Source organism: Amycolatopsis oliviviridis, from assembly GCF_014654365.1.
GTDB classification, from domain to species: domain Bacteria; phylum Actinomycetota; class Actinomycetes; order Mycobacteriales; family Pseudonocardiaceae; genus Amycolatopsis; species Amycolatopsis oliviviridis.
Genome location: NZ_BNAY01000001.1, coordinates 172,591 through 194,470, shown reverse-complemented (window position 1 = coordinate 194,470; position 21,880 = coordinate 172,591). Strand labels below are relative to the sequence as shown.

Here is a 21,880-nt window from a genome sequence, read left to right as displayed (position 1 = left end):
CGCGGGCGGTGGCTCAGTCCAGGCCGGTCGGGACGTTGTCCTGCCGGCGCTGCACGGCCTCATAGAGGGCGTGGATGTTGTTGCTGCCGAACGTGCGGGCACCCCTGCGGTCGATCAGTTCGTAGAAGAGGGTGCCCCGCTCGTGCCGTGACTCGGTGAAGATCTGGAGCATGATCCCCGAGTCGTCGCGGTCGGCGAGAACGTTGAGCTCGCGCAGCGCAGCCGCCGGGATGCCGATCGGGCCGAGCCGGGACGTCAACGCCTCGTAGTAGCTCGGCGGCGTGGTCAGGAAACGCACGCCCCGCTCGGCACTCCTGGACACGGCGGTCAGGATGTCCTCGGTCAGGAAGGCGATGTGCTGGACCCCGGCGCCATCGTGGGCCGCGATGAACCTGTCGATCTGGCCCGGGTCCCGGGTGACATCCGGCTCGATGATGGTGAGGGTCAGCCGCCCGGAATCGCTCTGGACGACCTTCGAGTTCATGGCCTGGGACCCGACGATGATCCGCTCGTCGAAGATGTGGCGCAGGCCGAAGATGTCCTCATAGCGGCGCACGGTCTCCTCCAGCGTGCCCGCGGGTGTGCACACCGCGAGGTGGTCGACCGTCTTCAGGAGTCCGTCGCCGGAGCGGCCGGCGCCGGACTCGTCGATCCGCGGGGCGAACGGACCGTCGGACCGGGCACGGGAGACGAAGCGGTGCTCGACGTCGCCGAACGCGGTCACCGAGGCGAAGGTGACCTGGACGCCTTCCGGGCCGAAGGTCACCGGCGGCGCGACAGGGACGGCGCCCCGTCCGACCGTGTCGGCGAACGCGGTCCGCGCGTCGTCGACGCGCAAGGCGATCACGGCGACGCCGTCGCCGTGCCTTCCGACGTACTCGGCGGCACGGTGATCGGGGCTGGTGGCCGAGGTTACCAGCAGTGTGATGTCGTTCTGGCGCAACAACACCGACTCGCACCCGTGCAGGCCCGTACGAGCGCCACCACGGCCGGCGACGACGAAGCCGAACTGGTCGCGGAGGCCGAGGGCCGTCTCCTCGGCGGCCTCGACGAACAACTCGATGTGGTCGATCGACTGGATTTCCACGGGTTACCTCCAGCGTGGACAGACGTCCGGAGCCGGCTGCGGGAGTCCGGACGGGAACAGGAGATCGGCGCCCGCACGACCCGTGTGCCAGGCGAACCGGATGCGGTGGCCGGTCAGACCCTTACAAGCGCACCGGGAACGCGGTGAACACCCGGGCGCCGCCGGGGATGGGCTCGCGGTACCGCAAGCGGCCGGCGACTTCCAGGCTGTCGCGCTCGATCATGAGGTGGTTGAGGGCTGTCTCGCCTTCGAGGTAGGCGAGCGCCGCACCGAGGCAGCGGTGCGGGCCGGCACCGAAGGCGAGATGGCCCTCCCCCGGCTTCAGCACACGCTCCACATCGCACCGTTCGGGGTCGCGGAAGACGCGCGGATCGAAATTGGCCGACTCGATCGAGCCGGTCAGGGCATCACCCTTGCAAACCGGGGTCCCGGCGAACTCCAGGTCCTCGGTCGCATAGCGCGGCCCGGCGACCGGGACGGGGTTCGCCACCCGCATCAGCTCCTCCATGGCGTGCGGCAGGGCTTCCGGCTTGGCGCGCAGCAGGGCCAGCTGGTCCGGGTTGTCGAGGAGGATGAGTACCGCCTTTCCGATGAAGCCGGCGGTGGAGTGGTACCCGGCGTTCACCATCAAGCCCGTCATCGCGATGATCTCCGCTTCGGTGAAGCGGTCACTGTCCTCGCCCATCGCCTGCACCATGGTGGAGACCATGTCCTCTCTCGGCTCGGCCCGGCGTCGCGCGATGAGCTCCTTGAGGTAGCCGAACAGACCGAGGGTGGCTGTGGCGAAGTCGGTGTCAGGACTGGCGTATTCGTTCATCCACTCCCGCACCTGCGGCCGATCGGCCTCGTCGATGCCGATGAGTTCGCAGATGACGCCGGCGGTCAACGGCTGCGAGTAGTCCAGGATGAGATCGCCGGATCCCTTCTGGGCCAACGCGTCCATGAGCCGGGCCGAGAGCGCTTCGATGCGCGGCCGCAGTGCCTTGATGCGGCGCGCGGTGAACGCGGGCCGCACCAGGCGGCGCAGCCGGGCGTGGTATTCGCCGTCCGACAGCATCAGGTTCGACGTGAAGTACTCCCGGAATTCCTCCGGCAGGCCGAGCGACACCATCGCCTGTTCGGCGATGCTGGGTCCGAGGTGGCCCGGGATGTTGCCGGTGTCCGTGACGAACCGCGGGTCGCCCAGCGCTGCCTTGATCCCTTCGTTCCGCGTGATCAGCCAGACCGGGGGCCCACCGGGGAACCCGACGCGGACGAGCGGGGACATCTCCCGCAGGCGGGCGTAAGCGGCGATGGGATCTTCGCTGAACTCGGGGTTCAGCAGGCTCACGATGGGTTCAGCCATGATCGTCGTCTCCGTAGCATCCTCGTCGAACGGTCGGGGTGCGGCTCATCGCGCCAGCTTGTCGGTGATGACCTGCATGATCTGGGCCGCGGGCCGGGGCATGTGCAGGTCGGTGTGCGTGGCGTCCACGGCGTACTCCTCGATGGACCCGAGGATGTGCGGCCGCCAGAACGTGGCCCACGACCCGTCGGGCTTGTCCGACTTCGCGTTGAAGAACACCACGTCGCCGCGGTAGACCGGCGAGTCGAAATCCTCGATCTTGGCGATGTTGTTGGAGCCGACCTTCGCCATGGCGTCGAGGACGCTCTCAATGGAGTCGGTGTTCACGAACCGGCCGAAGTACTCCTCGAGCTCGGTCCGGTAGTACGCCTCCACCCGGCCGGGCAGGTTCTTGAACCCGCTGGCCGGCTGGGAGTCCAGGATCGCCAGCAGGGCGACCTGGTGGCCGCACCGGTCCAGTGCGTCCGCGACGGCGTGCGCGACCGGGCCCCCGTAGGACCAGCCGGCCAGGTGGTAGGGCCCGTCCGGTTGGACCTCGAGGATCTGGGCGATGTAGTCGTCGACCATCTCCGCCACCGACCCCGGCAGCGGGTCCGTGCCGTTGAAGCCGCGCGACTGCACGGCGTAGACCCGCCGGTCCCGCACGTGCGGCGCGAAGGTGTAGAACGCCCAGCCCAGCCCGCCCCCGCCGTGGAAGAACCACACCGGCGGCTTCCCCGTACCGGGATCCTCGTTCAGCGGCAGCACGACCGCGAACGGGTCGGCCTGTTCGTCGGGGATGCCGCCGGCCAGCACCAGCGCGCCCAGCTCGACCACCGAGGGGTACCGGATGATCGTCCGGATCGGCATGTCGATGCGGAACTGCTCGCGGATGCGGGCGCTGAGCCGGGTGGCCAGGAGCGAGTGCCCGCCGAGCGCGAAGAAGTCGTCCTCGATCCCGACCTCGTCCTTGCCGAGCAATTCCCTGAACATCGTGCACAGCTTCTCCTCGTGGGAGTTGCGCGGCGCTCCGCCGGTCATGGTGGCCGGGTGCTCCGGCGGCAGCGCCTGCCGGTCGAGTTTGCCCCCCGCCGTCAGCGGGAGTTCCGCGAGCCGCACCACCGCGGCCGGGACCATGTAGTCCGGCAGCCGCCCGCGCACGTACTCGGTCAGCACAACTTCCAGCGGGTACGCCCCGACATCGGCCTCGGCCGCCGTCGTGTCTGGGCCGGGCACCACGTAAGCCACCAGGCGCCGGTCGCCCTGCTCGTTCTCCCGCACCACGACCGCCGCCCGCACCACGTCCGGATGGCCGGTCAGCACCTCCTCGATCTCGCCCAGCTCGATGCGGAAGCCGCGGAGTTTGACCTGGAAGTCGGTCCGGCCGAGGCACTCCAGCACTCCGTCGCCGGTCCACCGCGCCAGGTCGCCGGTGCGGTACATCCGGGTGCCGGGCTCACCGTAGGGGCAGGCGACGAACCGGTTCGCGGTCAGCGCGGGCTGCCCGAGATAACCCCTGGCCAATGTGTCACCGGCGAGGTACAACTCCCCGGTGACGCCGGGCGGTACCGGGCGCAGCGACTCGTCCAGCACATACACCTGGGCGTTCCAGATCGGCGCGCCGATCGGCAACCGGTCCGCACCCGGCACGTGCCGCCACGCCGTCATCTCGACGGTCGCTTCGGTGGGGCCGTAGAGGTTGTAGGCCACACAGCCGGGCAGCAACTCGACAAACCGGTTGGCCAGCGGCGCCGGGAACGGCTCGCCACCGACCTCGACCCAGCGCAGGCTGGTGCACTTATGCGCCGCGGGCTCGGCGACGAACGCCTCCAGCAGGGAGGGCACGAAGAACGCGCCGGTCACCTGTTCCCGCGCGATCAGCTCGGCCAGGTACGCCGGATCCCGGCGACCCTCCGGGTGCGCGACGACCACGGCCGCACCGGCGTGCAACGGGGCGAAGATCTCCGACACCGACGCGTCGAAGCCCGGCGACGTGCTGAACAGCATCCGGTCGTCAGCCATGATGCCGAAGTACGGCCGGCCCCACTCGATCCGGTTCATGATCGACCGGTGCGACACCAGCACACCCTTGGGACCGCCGGTGGAACCGGAGGTGAAGATGACGTACGCGGCGTTCTCCGGCGACAGTACCCGCCGCGGGTTCACTTCCGGATATCCCGAAACCTCCGGAAGCCCGTCATTGAGCAGCAGCATCGACTGCGCGCCCTCCTGCAGCTGCCCCACCCGCTTCCCGCCCAGGTCCACGTCCACCGGCAGGTACACCGCACCCGCCTTGACCACCGCGCACGCCGCCACCACCAGCTCCACGGAATGAGGAAGGCGCACCGCGACGACCCGCTCCGGGCCCGCGCCGCGCTCGATCAGCCAGTGCGCCAACCGGTTGGCACGCCGGTTCAACTCCCCATAGGACAGCGTCTCCCGCTCACCGATCACCGCAACCCGGTCCGGGTCCCGCTCCACCTGGACCTCGACCGCCTCCGGCAACGTGCCCACCGACACCGGGCGCGCCGTGTCATTGACCTTTCGCAGCAACCACTCCCGCTCCCCCGCCGACAACACCTCGATCGCACCGACCGGCACGAACGGATCGGCCGCCACCTGCTCCAGCACCCGCACCAGCCGCGCGGCGATGGCCTCGACGGTGCCCCGGTCGAACAGCTGGGTCGAGTACATGAGCTCGCCCCACAGCGCCCCCGACTCCTGCTGGGCCATGCCGAAGAACAGGTCGAACATGGCGGTCGACACGACGTGCTGTTCGAACTCCACCTCGAGCCCGGGGAGTCCCATGTCCGGCTTCGCCCAGTTCTGCCAGGCGAACATCACCTGGAACAGCGGCTGGTACGCCGCGGAACGGTCGGGGTTGATCAGCTCGACCAGCATGTCGAACGGCACGTCCTGGTGCTCGTAGGCCGCCAGCGCCTTGTCCCGGACCCGCGCGAGCAGGTCGGCGAAGGTCGGGTCACCGGAGAGATCCACCCGCAACACCTGGGTGTTGACGAAGAACCCGACCAGATCGGCCAGCGCTTCGTCGGTCCGCCCGGCGATGGGGGCGCCGATCGTCACGTCCTCCCCGCCGCCGAGCTTGTTCAGCAGCACCGCCAGCGCGGTCTGCAGGACCATCGACATGGTCATCCCACGCTCGTCGGCCACCTTCCGCAGCCTGGCCGCCACCCCCGGTTCCACGACGATGTCGACCTTGTCGCCGTGCGGACGATCCCTTTCCGGAGGCCGCGGACGGTCCAGCGGCAGGCTCAGCGGCTGCGGCACCCCGGCGAGCTCCGCTCGCCAGTACTCGACCTGCTTCGCGGCCAGGGTGCCCGGCTCCCCCGGGTCGCCGAGCAGCTCGTACTGCCACCGCGCGTAATCCTTGTACTGCACGGCAAGCGGTTCCCACCCCGGCGCCCGGCCGTCCCGGCGCGCGGCATAGGCGGCGGTCAGGTCCCGTGCCAGCGGTGCGGCCGAGACGCCGTCCGAAGCGATGTGGTGGATGACCAGGACCAGCAGGTGATCCTCGGCAGAGCAGCGGAACAGAGCCGGCCGGAACGGGATCTCGGCCGCCAGGTCGAACCGGTGCGCGATGACCTCGTCGACCGCGCCGCCCAGGTCCCCGGGGGCCACGTCGATCACCGGCACCGGCACCTGCGCGGCCGACGACGGCAGGATCCGCTGGCAGGGCTCGTCATCGTCGTTCCGCACGTAGGTGGTCCGCAGGATCTCGTGCCGATCGACCACGTCGCGGATCGCCGCGGCGAGTGCGTCCAGGTCCAGTGGCCCGGTCAGCCGGAACGTGGGCGAGATGTTGTAGGTCTGCGCCCCACGCTCCAGTTGGTGGGTCACCCACATACGCCGTTGCGCATACGACAGCGGAATCACTGGTTCACTCCTTTACGGTCAACTTGCACAGACTGGGGCGAAGGGGAACGGCCGACTCCTCCGACCACGCGGCGAGCGCGGACACGGTCGGCAGGTCGAAGATCTTGCGGATCGGGATCTCGGTGCCCAGCTCGGCGCGAGCACGGCTGACCAGCCGGGTGGCGAGCAGGGAGTGCCCGCCGAGCGCGAAGAAACCGTCGTCGATGCCGACCCGGTCCACGCCGAGCACCTCAGCGAACAGCTCGGCCAGAGCCTTCTCGCGGGCGGTGCGTGGCGCCCGGAAGGGCGTGGTGGCGGTGAGGTCGGGGGCGGGCAGGGCCTGGTGATCGAGCTTGCCGTTCGGCGAGAGCGGCAGCCGGGCGAGCGGTACGCAGGCGGTGGGGACCATGTAGTCGGGCAGCCGATCGGCCAGATGGTGGCGCAGTTCGGCCACGTCCGGAGCGGTCTTGCCGTCGGCAGGGACGAGGTAAGCGACCAGATAGCGGAGGTCGCCTGCCTGCCGGGCCACCACGGCGGCCTGGGCGATGTGCGGATGGGCCGTCAGCGCGGCCTCGACCTCGCCGGGTTCCACGCGGTAGCCCCGGATCTTGACCTGGGTGTCGATGCGGCCCAGATGGTGCAGCTCGCCGTCCGGGGAGAGGCGGGCGAGGTCGCCCGTGCGGTACATGCGGGAGCCGGGCGGCCCGTACGGGTCGGGGACGAAGCGGTCGGCGGTCAGGGCGGGCTGGCCTTGGTAGCCGCGTCCGGCCCCGGCCAGATACAGCTCCCCCGGCGTGCCGGTGGGCAGCAAATTCAGGGCGGGGCCGAGGACGTAGGCACGCACGCCGGGGAAAGGGCGGCCGATGGGCACGCTGGTGGCATACGACCGGTCAGGGCGCAGAAGGTGGGCGGTGGCGTAGAAGGTCTCGCTGGGGCCGTAGCTGTTGATGACGTCGGCCTGCGGCCAGAGCTCGCGCACCCGCTCGACCAGAGCCGGGGTCAGCACCTCTCCGGATATGTTCAGCGCCGTCGGCCGGACGCGGTCGCCGAGCTGGCCGGCGAGCTCGGCGAAGGCCGACGGCACCGAGCAGATGACGTCGATGTCCCAGGCGTCGCGTTCGGTCAGCTCCAGCACATCGCGCACGATCTCGGCACTGCCACCCGTGGTGAGCGCGGAGAACAGCTCGAACGTGGCGACGTCGAAGCCGAACGAGGCGGCGAGCAGCACCCGCCGCCCGGACGCCATCCCGGCCTGGGTGGCCATCGTGTGCACGGCGTTGACGACGGTGGCGTGGGTGACGCCCACGCCCTTGGGCACACCGGTGGAGCCGGACGTGTAGACGACGTAGGCCAGGTTGCCGGGGCGGACGCGGGGTAATGCCACCACGTCCCGGTCCGTGGCCTCGAGGTCGTCGAGGACGAGGACGGGGATGTCCGTGTCGGGAACGAGGTCGCGGGTGTCGCTGTCGGCCAGCACCAGCGCGGGCCGGGCGCCGGTGAGGACGTGCGGCAGGCGGCTACTCGCGTAGGCGGGGTCGACCGGCAGATAGGCCCCACCCGCCTTGAGCACACCCAGGAGCGCCACCGCCGTGGTCGTGGTGCGCGGCAGGACGATGCCCACCACGGTCTCAGGGCCCACCCCGTGCTCGATCAACCCGGCCGCGAGCCGCTCGGCGCGGGCGTCCAGCTCTGCGTAGGTGAGCGACTCGCCCTCGGCGACCACGGCGACCGCGTCAGGGGTCCGCGCCGTCTGTGCCTCGACGAGCCCGGTGATCGTGACGTCCGAGGCCGCGTGGTCGAACCCGGCCAGCAACCGGTCGCGTTCGCCCGGCAGGAGGGTGTCGATCTGCGCGACCCGCAGGTCGGGGGTGGCCGCCAGCTGACGCAGGATGTGGACGAGGCGGGCCGCGTACAGCTCCACCGTGTCACGGTCGAAGACACCTTGCGCGTACTGGATGAGGAGCTGGAGGTGCGGGTCGGGCGCCGCCGCCAGGCACAAGGCGTAGTTGTTGCCCGCGGACGGGCTGAAGCCGGTGAAGGCGATGCCGTTGGCGGCGTCGGTGGCGGCGCGCAGGCCCTCCCGGTCGACGGGGAAAGACTCGAAGACGACCAGCGTGTCGAAGAGGGACTGCAGGCCGGCGGACTTCTGGATCTCCGTGAGCCCGTGGTGGTGGTGCTCCACGAGGCCGGCCTGGCGGCTCTGCAGCCGGGTGAGCACCTCGGCGACGGTGTCGGCGGGCGAGAATCTGACGCGTACCGGAACGGTGTTGATGAACATCCCGACCATCGATTCGATGTCCGGCACCGCAGGTGGACGCCCGGAGACGGTGGCGCCGAACATCACGTCCTGGTGGCCGGTGAGCTGGCCGAGCAACAGCGCCCAGGCGCCCTGGATGAAGCTGTTGAGGGTGATGCCCAGCTCGGCGGCCCGCCTGCTCACCGCGCGCGCCTCGTCGAGCGTGAGCGCGACGTCGACCAGGTCGCGGCTGCCGTCGTCCGCGCCCGCGGAGTCGGGGGCGAGCAGGGTCGGCCACTCGATGCCTTCGAGTTCGGCCGCCCACGCCCGAGCCGCCTCGTCCCGGTCCTGCCGGGCGAGCCAGGAGAGGAAGCCACCGTAGTCCCCGATCACTGGCAGACCGGCCGGGTCACCGTCGGAGGCGTAGAGCAGCAGCAAGTCGCGCAGCAGAATGGTCGCGGACCACCCGTCGAACAGCAGGTGGTGAGCGGTCATCACGAGCGCGGGCCGATCGGGCTCGAGGACGGCGAGCGCGAGCCGGAACAGCGGTGGAACGCCCCAGTCGAAGCGAGCGGCCCGGTCCCGGGCGAGGAACCGCTCGAACGTCTCGGTTCGCTGCGCCTCGCCGGCCGCGGTCAGGTCGAGGTGCTGCCACGGCAGCGTCACCACCTCGGGCACCACCTGCACGACATCGCCGTTCGTCCGGGTGAAGAACGCGGCGCGGAGGGTGAGGTAACGCTCCAGCAGCGCCTGCCCGGCCCGGCGCAGACGCTCCGGGTCGATCTCGCCGGACAGGCGGAAGACCACCTGCCCGTGGTAGGGGTCGACCGACGCCGCGGCCATCATCGCGTGGAAGAGGATCCCTGACTGCGCCGGAGTCGCCGGCCACACCGTGGCCAGCTTGCCGATGCGGGTCTCCCAGAGGTCGATCTCCTCCTGGCTCACGTCGACCAGGGGTGCGTCCGTCGACGTCAGCCCGCCGGCATCGGGTGTCGTGGTGTGCCGGGCCAGGGCGGTCAGCGCCTCGACCCACAACCCGGCCAGCCGGGTCACCTCGTCGCCGGACAGGACACCGGTGGGGAATCCGAAGTAGGCGATCAGCTCTTCTCCGCCGGGGACGGCGACCGCCACCGCGTTGATCTCCAGTGCCGACAGCACCGGCATGTCCCCGTCCGGCGCGGCGATCAGGTCCCGATGTGTGCCGTCCGGGGCCCAGCCCCGGCCACGCACCGCCTCGGGGACGTGCGCACCGGAGGACCTGCCGAGGTAGTTGAAGCCGATCTGCGGCTCCCGCTGTCCGGCCAGCGCGGACGCGGTCACGGTGTTGAGGTGTCGCAGCAGGCCGTAGCCCAAGCCGTTGTCCGGCACCGCCCGCAGCCGGTCCTTGACGGCCTTGATCGCCCGGCCGGCGGCCGGACCACCGGCGAAGGCGTCCGCCACGTCGATGCCGGGCAGGTCGAGGCGCACCGGGAACATCGCGGAGAACCACCCGACCGTGCCGGAAAGGTCCGCGCCGGGCGCCAGGTGCTCTTCCCGGCCATGCGCTTCCAGCCGGACCAGGGTCGAGGTACCGGACACGCCCCGCAGCTGACGCCAGCGCGCCAGTGCCAGCGCCAACCCGGCCAGCAGCCCGTCATCGACACCGCCGCGGAACACCGCGGGAACCGTGTTCAGCAGGGTTGCGGTGACGTCTGACGGCACCTGGACGCGCACCGTCTCCACGGTGGCCGCGACATCGCGCGTGCGGTCCAGCTCCCGCGCTCCCAGCGTGGGCTCGTCCCCGCGCGAGATCTCCTGCCACACGGGCAGTTCCGCCGACCGCCGCGGGGTGGCCGCCTCTTCGGCGAGGGCGTGCGCCCATCGCCGCCACGAGGTCCCCACCCCTTCCAGCGCCGGGATGCGGCCGTCCCGTGCCTGCTGCCAGGCGGACAGCAGGTCCGGGACCAGGATCCGCCACGACACGCCGTCCATGGCCAGGTGGTGCACCACGATCAGCAACCGGTCCGCGCCCGTGTCGCAGGTGAACCACACGAACTGCGCCATGACACCCGCGTCCGGGTCCAGCCGACCCGCGGCCGCGTCCAGCTCGGCGTCCACGTCGGCGCCGCGGTACGGCACTTCCCGCATCAGCGCGCCGGCGTCCACGCTGCCGGTCGGCTCGATCCACAAGCCGGGCCCTTCCCTCTCGAGCCGGGAGCGCAGTACGTCGTGCCGGTCCAGGACGGCCTGCAAGGTCGCGACCAGTCCCGCGCGGTCGACGTCCTCAGGCAACAGCAACATCGTGGACATGCAGAACCGGCCGATGCCATCGGCGAGCGCGAGAACGTGCGCTGCCGTCGGCAGCAGCGGAGCCCACCCGACACCACCCCCAGGCAGCTCGGCCAGGGTCAGGTGTTCCTCTTCACCACGGCCGTCGACCAGTTCCGCGAGCTGAGCGACCGTGCGGTGCTCGAAGACTTCCCGGGTGCTGACCGCGATGCCGCGCGTCCTGGCTCGCGCGACGACCTGGAGGGAACGAATGCTGTCTCCCCCACTGGCGAAGAAGTCGTCGTCGATGCCCACCTGCGGGGCGTTCAGCACGTCGGCGTACACCTCGGCCAGGATCCGCTCGGCCTCGCTGCGCGGAGCTCGGTACTCGACGCCGACGAACGTCGGCTCGGGCAAGGCGGCCCGGTCCAGCTTTCCCGTCGCGGTCAACGGCAACCGGTCCAGCACCATGATCAAGGCGGGCACCATATATCCGGGCATCCGCTTGGCCACGAACCGCCGCAGATCCGACATGGAAACATTGGCTTGCAGGACGTCGAAATCGTCGTCTCCGGCACCGCCAACCATCGCCACGTAGCCGACGAGTCGCGTGCTACCGGTGTGGTCCTCGTACGCCGTGATCACCGCCTGCCTGACCGCGGGATGCTGGGCGAGGACGGTTTCGATCTCGGTCGGCTCGACCCGGATGCCGTTCACCTTGACCTGGGAGTCGGCCCTTCCCACGATCTTCAACTGACCGTTCTCGTCCCACAGGGCCAGGTCACCGGTGCGGTACATCCGTTCACCGGCGGCTCCGGAGGGGCAGGCGACGAACCGCTCGGCGGTCGCGCAAGCGCTTCGGTGATAACCGCGCGCGATCAGACCGGCCGCGTACAGTTCGCCGATCACGCCGGGAGGTACCGGTGTCAGTTCCGGCCCCAGGACGTAGGCGCCCATATTGGGGATCGGTCTCCCGACCGGGATCACGCCGGTCTCCGTCGACCGCGGCGGGAGCGCGAAGGTAGAGAAGTAGAAGCTTTCGGTTTGGCCGTAACCGTGGACGATCCGGACATCGGGGAAGGCCTGACGAATCTTGTGGACCAGGTCGGCCGAGAGTGCTTCGCCGCCAAGGATCACGGTCTGCATGTCGAGTTCGAGGGCACCCGGGTCCTTGGTGACGGTATCGATCAGTGCGGTGAACACCCTCGGCACCGCGTTGACGGTCGTACCCGACCACCTTTCGCGTTCGGCGAGTTCGAGTACGTCACGGACGATCTCGACACTCGCACCGGAAGCGAGCGCGGCGAAGATCTCGAACACGGAGACGTCGAAACTCGCCGAAGTCGCGGCGAGCATGCGCGATCCCGGCCTCATCCGTGCCGTCCGCCGCACCTGCCGCACGGCGTTGACCACGGTGGCGTGGGTGATGGCGACGCCCTTGGGCTTTCCCGTGGAGCCGGACGTGTACATCACGTACGCCAGATTGTCCGGCCGCAGAAGCCTGTCCGGACCTTCGACGATGGGGGCGCCTGGGTCGTCGAGGTTCAGGCTGTCGAGGTCGAGTACCGGCGGCTGACACTCCGGTAGAGCCGCCGCCGTGTCACGACTGGTCAGTACCAGGGCCGGATCGGCGGTGTCGAGGAGGAGGTCGACCCGCGCGGCCGGATGATCGGGATCGATCGGCAGGTAGGCACCTCCGGCCTTGAGCACGCCCAGCAGCGCGACCGCCAGGTCGGCCGTCCGCGGCAACGCCACGGCCACCACCACGTCGGGCCCGATCCCACGCCCCCGCAACAGGGTGGCCAGCCGGCCGGCGCGGGCGTCCAGCTCCCGATAGGACAGTGCGGCCGACCCGGCCACCACGGCTGTCGCGTCCGGTGTCCGGACCGCCTGGGCGGCGACGAGTTCCGGCACCGTCGCTCCGCGAACCGGTTCCGCGGTCTCGTTCAGCCGTGCCAGCCAGTCCCGTTCGGCGTCGCTCCGCACGTCCACGCCACCGAGCCGCACCGCGGGATCGGCGACCACCTGCCGCAGCACACGCACGTAACGGTCGGCGAAGCTCGCGGCGGTGGCGTGGTCGAACAGCTCCGTCGCGTACTCCAGCCGTCCGTACGCACGCCCGGACGTGTGCGGGATGATGTTGAAGAACAGATCGAATTCCGAGGTGTCGGTGTCGACCGGGACGGGCGTGACACGCAGTCCGGGCATCTCGAGCCCCTGCCAGGTGAACTGCCACGCCAGCATCACCTGGAACAGCGGCGAGTACGACGTGGACCGGTCCGGGTTGAGCAGCCCCACCAGGCGCTCGAACGGCATGTCCTGGTTGTCGTAGGCGGCAAGGGCCCTGGCCCGCACCCGATCGAGCAGCTCGGTGAACGACGGATTCCCCGACAGATCGATGCGCAGCACCCACGTGTTGACGAAGAACCCGACCAGCTCGTCGAGCTGTTCGTCGGCGCGCCCCTCGATCGGGCTGCCGATCGTCAGGTCGTTGCCCGCGCCGAGGTGGTGCAGCAGCACCGCGAGCGCGGCCTGGGCGACCATCGGCGCCGTGGCACCGCGGTCCGTGGCGAGCTTCCCGAGCCCGGTGAGCAGCTCGGGCTCCAGCTCGAACGCGACGTGGCCGCCGTGGTGGCCCGCCGTCGTCGGCCGCGGCCGGTCCAGCGGCAGCTGCACCGGCTGCGGCACCCCGGCCAGTTCCGCTCGCCAGAAGTCCAGTTGTGCTCCGGCGAGGCTGTCCGGATCCTCCTCGTCGCCGAGCAACTCGCGCTGCCACAGCGTGTAGTCCTTGTACTGCACCGGAAGCGGCGTCCACCGCGGCGCGCTCCCCCCGCGGCGAGCCGAGTACGCCGACACCAGATCGCGCAGGAACGGCGTCATCGAGGCCCCGTCGGCGGCGATGTGGTGGAAAACGAAAATCAGCACGTGCTCCCTCGGCGCGACCCGGAGCACGGTCGTCCGCAGGGGAAGCTCCGTGTCCAGGTCGAAGGCCTCACCCGCGGCCTCCGCCACCGCGGCGTCCACGGCGTCCTCGGCCACTTCGACCACCCGGAACCGGAGGAACGCCTCCTCCGGCGGCAGGATCCGCTGCTCCGGTGTGCCCTCCGCGTCCTCCACGATCAGCGTGCGCAGGCTCTCGTGCCGGGCGGCGACGTCCCGCACCGCCGCGGCCAGGGCCCCGGTGTCCAGGTGCCCTTCGAGGCGCAGCACGAGCGGGCCGTTGTAGGTGGCCGACGGGCCGTCCAGCCGGTGGAGGAACCACAGCCGGCTCTGGGCGAAGGACAATGGGATCATCGAGGCTCCTGAATGGTCATCCGGCGCAGCTGGGGGCGCTTCGACGTGGCCGATTCCTCGAGCGTGAGCACCAGCTGGGCGACGGTCGGATTGGCGAAGACGGTCGTCACCTTCACCTCGACATCGAGCTCGTTGCGTATCCGGCCGATCAGCCGGGTGGCCAGCAGCGAATGCCCGCCGAGGTCGAAGAAGCCGGCGTCGATGCCGACCTCGCCCACGTCGAGCAGCTCCGCGAACAGCCGGCAGAGCACTTCCTCCCGGTGGTTGCGCGGCCCCCGTCCGGCCGCGGCGCCGGAGTGGTCGGGGGCGGGGAGCGCGGCCCGGTCGAGCTTCCCGCTCTGTGTCGTGGGGAACTCGGCCAGCGGCACGATGGCCGAGGGGACCATGTACTCCGGCAGTCGCTTCCGGAGCAGGTCCGTCAAGGCGCTGGTGTCCAGGCCTGCCGGATCCGCCTCACCTGCCGGCGTCACGTACGCGAGCAACCGCTGGTCGCCTGCGCGGTCCTCCCGCACGACGGCCACCGCGTTGCCGACCTCGGGGTGTCCGGTCAGGACGTGCTCGATCTCGCCCAGTTCGATGCGCAGGCCGCGGAGTTTGACCTGGAAGTCGCTCCGGCCGACGTACTCCAGTGCGCCCTGGTCGGTCCAGCGCACCTCGTCGCCGGTGCGGTACATCCGAGCGCCGGGCTCACCGTAGGGACAAGCGAGGAACCGGGTCGCGGTCAACGAGGGCTGGCCGACATAGCCCCTGGCCAGTGCGGTGCCGGCGAGGTACAACTCGCCGGTGACGCCGGGCGGTACCGGGCGCAACACCTCGTCCAGCACGTACACCTGGGTGTTGCTGATCGGCGTACCGATCGGCAACCGGTCCGCACCGGGCACGTGCCGCCACGCCGTGACCTGCACCGCCGCTTCCGTGGGGCCGTAGAGGTTGTACGCCACACAGCCCGGCAGCAGCTCGGCGAACCGGTTCGCCAGCGGCGCCGGGAACGGCTCCGCGCCGACCTCGACCCAGCGCAGGCTGGTGCAGTTCCGCGCCGCGGGCTCGGCGACGAACGCCCCGAGCTGGGAGGAGACGAAGGCCGCGCCGGTCACCCGCTCCCGCGCGATCAACTCGGCCAGGTACGCCGGATCCCGGCGCCCGTCCGGGCGCGCCACCACGATGGCCGCGCCCGCGTGCAACGGGGCGAAGATCTCCGGCACCGACGCGTCGAAGCTCGGCGACGTGCTGAACAGCATCCGGTCGTCAGCCATGATGCCGAAGTACGGCCGGCCCCACTCGATCCGGTTCATGACCGACCGGTGCGACACCAGCACACCCTTGGGACCGCCGGTGGAACCGGAGGTGAAGATGACGTACGCCGCGTTCTCCGGCGATAGCAAAGGCTGCGGGTTCACCTCCGGGTAGCCGGACACCTCCGGAAGCCCGTCGTCGAGCACCAGCAGCGGCTTCGCGCTTTCGAGTACCTGCCGCACCCGGTCCTCGGGCAGGTCGGTGTCCACCGGCAGGTACACCGCCCCCGCCTTGACCACCGCGCACGCCGCCACGACCAGCTCCACGGAACGGGGAACGCGGACCGCGACGACCTGTTCGCCGCCCGCGCCGCGCTCGATCAGCCAGTGCGCCAGCCGGTTGGCCCGCCGGTTCAACTCCCCGTAGCTCAGCGTCTCCTGCTCACCGATCACCGCGACACGATCAGGGTCCCGCTCCACCTGGGCCTCGATCGCCTCCGGCAGCGTGCCCTCCGACACCGGACGCGCGGTGTCATTGACCTTTCGCAGCAACCATTCCCGCTCCCCTGCCGACAGCACCTCGATCGCGCCGACCGGCACGAGCGGATCGGCCGCCACCTGCTCCAGCACCCGCACCACCCGGGCGGCGATCACCTCGGCCGCGGCGCGGTCGTAGAGGTTGTTCTGATAGTCGAGCCAGAGCCGCAGATAGGGGTCGACCGAGCCGAGGGCGAGCGCGTAGTGCGCGCCCGCGATCGGCCGGATGGCGTCGATCGTGAGCCCGGCCGAGGCGTTCGCTTCGACGATGCCCGCGCGGTCGATCGGGTAGTTCTCGAACCCGACGAACGTGTCGAACAGGGCGGGCAGCCCGGTGCCGCGCTGGATGTCGGAAAGCCCGTAGTAGTGGTGGTCGAGCAGCGCGATCTGCCGGTCCTGCAGTTCGGTGATGACGCCGGCCATGCTTTGCTCCGGCCGGCAGAACACCCTGATCGGCAGCGTGCTGATGAACAGGCCGACCATCTCGTCGGAACCGGGCAACTCCGTCGGGCGGCCGTTGACGGAGGCACCGAAAACCACGTCCCGCTGCCCGGTCAGCTTCGACAGCACTACCGCCCACGCGCCCTGCAGAAGCGTGTTCAGCGTGACCCCGAGTTCCGCGGCGCGGCGGGCTAGTTCACGCCCCTTCTCGATCGACAGCGGTACCTCGACCTTCCCGATGGCGGACGCCGTCTCCTGGCGGCGAACGTCCGGGGCCACGAGGGTCGGCTGGTCGAATCCGGCGAGCTCGGCGGCCCACCGGGCGGCCGACGCGTCCCGGTCCCGTGTGGACAGCCAGGCCAGGTAGTCGCCGTAGCTTCGGACCGGGGGAAGCTCCCTGGTCCCGTAGAGCCGGATCAGATCCCTGAACACAAAGGACGACGACCAGCCGTCGAGCAGGGTGTGATGTGCCGTGAGGACGAGTTTCGCCTGCTGCGGCCCGCAGGTGAGCAGCCCCAGGCGGATCAGCGGCGGCCGGATGGGATCAAGCCGATCGGCCCGGTCCTCGGCAAGGAACTCGTCGAGGACCGCGTCCTGTTCGGCTTCGCCGTGACCGGTCAGATCGAGGTACCGCCATGGCAGGGCCACGCTTTCCGGTACGACCTGCACCGGATCGCCGCCGGCTCCGGTGACGAACGCGGCGCGCAGGTTCGGATACCGGTCGAGCAGCGCCTCGCCTGCCGACCGCATGCGCGCCGGGTCCACGTGTCCGGACAGGTGCAGCACGAACTGCATGTGGTACACGTCGAACGAGCCGTCGGCGAACGCGGCCTGGAACTGGATGCCGGCCTGCCCGGGGGTCTGCGGCCACACCTCGGCCAACCGGCCGTAGCGTGCCTCCCATGCCTCGATCTCGTCCTGCCGCACCGGGACCAGCCGGGCATCCGAGGGCGTGAGCCCGCCGACGTCCGGGCGTGCGGCGTGCGCGGCCATGCCCCGCAGCACCTCGACCCACAGCTCGGTCAGCTCGGTGGTCCGCTCGCGGGACAGCACCCCGGTGGGGAACAGGAAGGCCGCCTGCAGCCGGGTGCCGTCGGCGGTGTCCGTCGCGACCGCATTGACCTCCAGCGCCGACAGCGCCGGCAGGTCCGGGTCGGGCGCCGGGATCAGCTCGGCGGACCAGGAGACCGGTCCCCACCCGTCCCCGCGTAGGTGTTCGGGCAGGTCGGCGTCGGAGATCCGGCCGAGGTAGTTGAACCCGAGCTGGCGCAACGGGAACTCGGCGAGGCGCGCCGCGGTGTCCGGGTTCAGATAGCGCAGCGGTCCGTACCCCATGCCCTTGTCCGGAATCCTGCGCAACTGCTCCTTGACCAGCTTGATCGCCTTCCCGGCCGCCGGCCCGCCGGCCAGCACGTCGGACAGGTCCACCCCCCGCAGGTCGACCCGGGCCGGATACAGGCTGCTGAACCACCCGACGGTCCGGGAGAGGTCGGCCCCGGGGACGACATCTTCTTCCCTGCCGTGCCCCTCCAACCGGACCAGCATCGAGCGGTCCGCATCGCGCCACCGGTTGACGGCCAGGGCGAGCGCGGCGAGCAGCACGTCGGTCCCGGTGGCCTTGAACGCCGCGGGAAGCGTGGTCAGCACCGCCTCGGTGACCTCGGCAGGCAACCGCACCCGCACGCTGTCGACCGTGGACATCAGATCCACGGCGGGGTCGAACGCCCGCGTGCCCAACGGGGGGTTCGGAGCGGCGAGCACGTCGCGCCAGTACGCCAGTTCCGCCTCCCGCTCCGGGGCGAGGGCCTCGGCCCGCAGCGCCGACAACCAGCGCCGCGCCGACGTCCCGACCGCGGGCAGCTCGGGTGTCCGGCCGGACCGGACCTGCTGCCACGCCTCGGCGAAGTCCGACATGAGGATCCGCCAGGAGACACCGTCCACCACCAGGTGGTGCAACACCACGAGCAGCCTGCCCGCACCCGGCTCCGCGGCGAACCAGACGAAGCCGGCCATGCTCCCGGCTGCCGGGTCGAGTCGCCCGACCGCTTCGTCCAGCTCCGCCTTCGCCGTCTCCAGCAAGGACGGCGTGTCCCACCGGCCGTCGCAGGGAACCCGGCGGATCAGGTCCGCCGCTCGCACGGAGCCCACCGGACGCGCGACGAGGGAGAGTTCGTCGCCGTGCACCAGCCGCGCCCGCAGGAGGTCATGGCGGTCGAGCACGGCGTCCAGCGTCGCGGCAAGCCCGTCCGCGTCGATACCCGTGGGCAGTTCGAGCGTCATCGCCATGGCGAACCTGTTCATCCTGCCGCCGTGCTCGAGCACCAGCCGCGCCGCCGGCGGCAAGGGCATCGGGCCGACGCCACCGCCCTCGTACTCCGCGAGCGTGAGCACCCGATCCCGGCGGGCGGAGGCCACCTCGGCCAGCCGGGCCGCGGTCCGGCACTCGAAGATCTCCCGTGTGGTCAGGTCGAGGCCCCGGGCCCGGGCTCGCGCCACCACCTGGATCGACCGCAGGCTGTCCCCGCCCACCGCGAAGAAATCGTCGTCGACACCGACCCGATCCACACCGAGTACGTCCGCGTAGGCCGCGGTGATGATCGCCTCGGCCTCGGTTCGCGGTTCCCGGTAGGCCTCGCCCACGAAATCCGGTTCGGGCAGCGCCGAGCGGTCCAGCTTTCCGGTCGGCCCGAGCGGTACCCGGCCGAGGACCACGAAGGCCGACGGCACCATGTAGTCGGGCAACCGCGCCGCGACGAACCTGCGCAGTTCGGCGGCCGAGACACCGGACTGCAGGTCCACATCGCCGATACCGCCGGCTCCATCGGCGCCGACGGAACCCTCGCCGGTGTGCACCACGTACGCGACGAGCCGACGTCCGCCCGGCGGAATCTCTCGGCTGACCACCACCGCCTCGCTGATCCCGGGGTGCAGCGCGCACGCCGCCTCGACCTCGGCGGTTTCGATGCGGTAGCCGCGCACCTTGACCTGGCCGTCGCTCCTGCCGACGCACTCCAGCCGGCCACGCGCGTTCCAGCGGCCCAGGTCGCCCGTGCGGTACATCCTCTCGCCCGGGGAGCCGAACGGGTTCGCCACGAACCGCTCGGCGGTCAGGTCCGGGCGGCCGTGATAGCCGCGGCCGAGGCAGGTCCCCGCCACGTACAGCTCACCGATCACGCCCTGCGGCACCGGGGCGAGTCCAGGGCCCAGCACGTAGACGCACATGTTCCCCAGTGGGGTTCCGATCGGTGCGACCTCGCCGTCCACCCATTCCTCGGACGCCGCGAGGGAGAACGCGGTGGCGCAGAAACTCTCGCTCTGGCCGTAACCGTTCACGACCTGCACGCCGGGCAGCGACTTCCGCACCTGCCGCACCAGCCGGGCGGGGAGCATGTCACCCCCGAAGAAGACCGTGCGCACACTCGTCGTCCTCGCCAGCGGGCCGGCCAGTTCCCCGAGCACCGAGGGGACCCCGATGATCACGTGGCCGTCCCAGCCGTCCCGTTCGCCGAGCGCCGTCAGGTCCGGCACGAGGTCGACCGTGCCGCCGGTGGACAGGGTGGTCAGCAGCTCGATGACCGAGACGTCGAAGTTCACGGAGGTACCGGACAGCATCCGCCATCCCGGCGGTGCGTCCAGCACGCGCACCAGCTCCCGCACCCCGTCGACGACGCCGCGTTGGGTGATCGCCGCGCCCTTCGGCTTGCCCGTGGAGCCGGAGGTGTACAACACGTACGCCAGGTTGTCCGGTCCCAAGGGCAAGGACCGATCCGCGTCGCCCGGCGCCCCGTCGGGCGGGTCCCATTCCGCTCGGTGGTCGATGTTGACGGTCGAGATGTCGTTCCGCGGCAAGTCCTTCCACGTTTCGGTGTCGGTGACCACGAACCGCGGAGCCGATTCGGACAGCACACTCTCCGCTCGCCCGCTGAGATACCGCGGGTCCATCGGCACGTACCCGGCACCGGACTGGAGGATTCCGAGCAGACCTGCCACCAGATCCTCCGTACGCGGCAACGCCAGCACCACCAGGTCCTCCGGCCCGGCACCACGCCGGATCAGCTCCCACGCGACGCTGTTGGCCCGGTCGTCGAGCTCCCGATAGGTCAGCGTCCGGTCATCGCACACGATCGCCGGGGCGTCCGGCGTTCTGGCCACCTGACTCTGGAACAGTTCCGGGATCGTCGGCCCGGACACGAGAGCGGCGTTGGTCGTACCCCTGGTCGTGGCGCTGGTCCTGGCGCTGTCGTTGAACTGGGTGAGCATGCGGTCCCGCTCGGCCGCGTCGAGCACGTCGATGCCGTCGATCTCGCGCTCCCAGTCGGCCACGAGCCGGCTCAGCACGCGGACGAACCGTTGGGCGAGGTGTTCAGCCGTGTCCCGGTCGAACAGGTCGGTGGCGTATTCCAGACGGCATTTCGCCCCGCCCGATCCGTTCGGGAGCAGGTCGAAGAACAGGTCGAATTTGGCCGTTCCGGTCTCGATCCGCTCGGCCAGGGTCTCGAGGCGCGGGAGCTCCACCTCCGGCACGGGCGGCTGCCAGGAGAGCATCACCTGGAAGAAGGGGTTGTAGGCGGTGGACCGGTCCGGGTTCAGCAGCTCCACCAGACGCTCGAACGGCACGTCCTGGTTGTCGTACGCGGCAATGGCCCGGTCACGCACCCGCTGGAGCAGCCGGCGGAACGTGGGGTTCCCGGACAGGTCGACGCGCAGCACCCAGGTGTTGACGAAGAATCCGACGAGGTCCCGAAGCTGCTCATCGGTGCGACCGGCGATCGGTGCGCCGATGGGCACGTCGTCACCGCAGCCGAGGTGGTACAGGAGGACCGCCAGCGCGGAATGCATGACCATCGAGATCGTGGTGTCCGCTTGCACGGCCAGCTTCTCCACTGACCGGAGCAGGTCCGGGTCGAGGGAGAACGGGACCATATCGCCGCGGTGGCTCACGACCTTCGGGCGCGGGCGATCAGTGGGCAAGGCCAGCGGCTGCGACAGATCGGCCAAGGTCCGCCGCCAGTACTCCACTTGCCTGGCCGACAGGCTGTCCGGGTCGGACTCGTCACCGAGCAGGTCCCGTTGCCACAGCGCGTAGTCCGCGTACTGCACCGGAAGCGGCTCCCAAGCCGGGGCCCTTCCCTCCCTGCGGGCTGTGTAGGCCGTGGTGAGATCGCGGAACAACGCCCCGAAGGACTCCCCGTCCACGGCGATGTGGTGTGCCACCAGCACCACCGTGTCCTCGCGCTGCCCACACCGCACCAGCCTGGCGCGGATAGGCACGTCGGCGGCCAGGTCGAAGGTCCCGGTGGCCAGCTCGTCGACCGCCGCCGCCCGCTCGTGCCGCGCGACCTCGACGACCGGCAGGTCGAACGGCTTCTGATCGGTCGACAGCACCTCCTGGTATGGGACACCGTCGTCGTCCTCGATGATCACCGTCCGGAGGATCTCGTGCCGGTCGATGACATCGCGCAGTGCCGACTCCAGCGCGCCCACGTCCAGCTCACCGGTCAGCCGCAGGGCGAAAGCGGCGTTGTAGGTCGGTGACGGTTCTTCGAACCGGTCCACGAACCACAGTCGGCGCTGCGCGAACGACAAGGGGATCATTGGGTCTCCAAATC

5 protein-coding genes are annotated in these 21,880 nt (G+C 70.5%); all 5 read right to left on the bottom strand.

The window, feature by feature from the left end; all coding sequences use genetic code 11:
- Positions 1 to 13 precede the first annotated feature (13 nt).
- A complete protein-coding gene (gene hppD, locus IE302_RS00575; RefSeq protein WP_191250641.1) occupies positions 14 to 1,087 on the bottom strand; it encodes a 4-hydroxyphenylpyruvate dioxygenase in 1,074 nt (357 codons plus the stop codon).
- A 121-nt stretch (positions 1,088 to 1,208) separates the two neighbouring features.
- Entirely contained in the window at positions 1,209 to 2,432 is a 1,224-nt protein-coding gene (locus IE302_RS00570; RefSeq protein WP_191250639.1) for a cytochrome P450 family protein, read from the bottom strand.
- 45 nt (positions 2,433 to 2,477) lie between these two features.
- Entirely contained in the window at positions 2,478 to 6,305 is a 3,828-nt protein-coding gene (locus tag IE302_RS00565) for a non-ribosomal peptide synthetase (RefSeq protein ID WP_191250637.1), read from the bottom strand.
- 4 nt (positions 6,306 to 6,309) lie between these two features.
- Positions 6,310 to 14,061 carry a non-ribosomal peptide synthetase gene (locus IE302_RS00560; protein ID WP_191250635.1) on the bottom strand — a complete coding sequence of 2,584 codons (7,752 nt, stop codon included), beginning with the start codon at positions 14,059 to 14,061 and terminating at the stop codon, positions 6,310 to 6,312.
- Complete coding sequence (locus tag IE302_RS00555) at positions 14,058 to 21,866, bottom strand: non-ribosomal peptide synthetase (RefSeq protein WP_191250632.1); 7,809 nt, start codon at positions 21,864 to 21,866, stop codon at positions 14,058 to 14,060. Before IE302_RS00555 ends, IE302_RS00560 begins: the two co-directional genes overlap by 4 nt.
- Positions 21,867 to 21,880 lie beyond the last annotated feature (14 nt).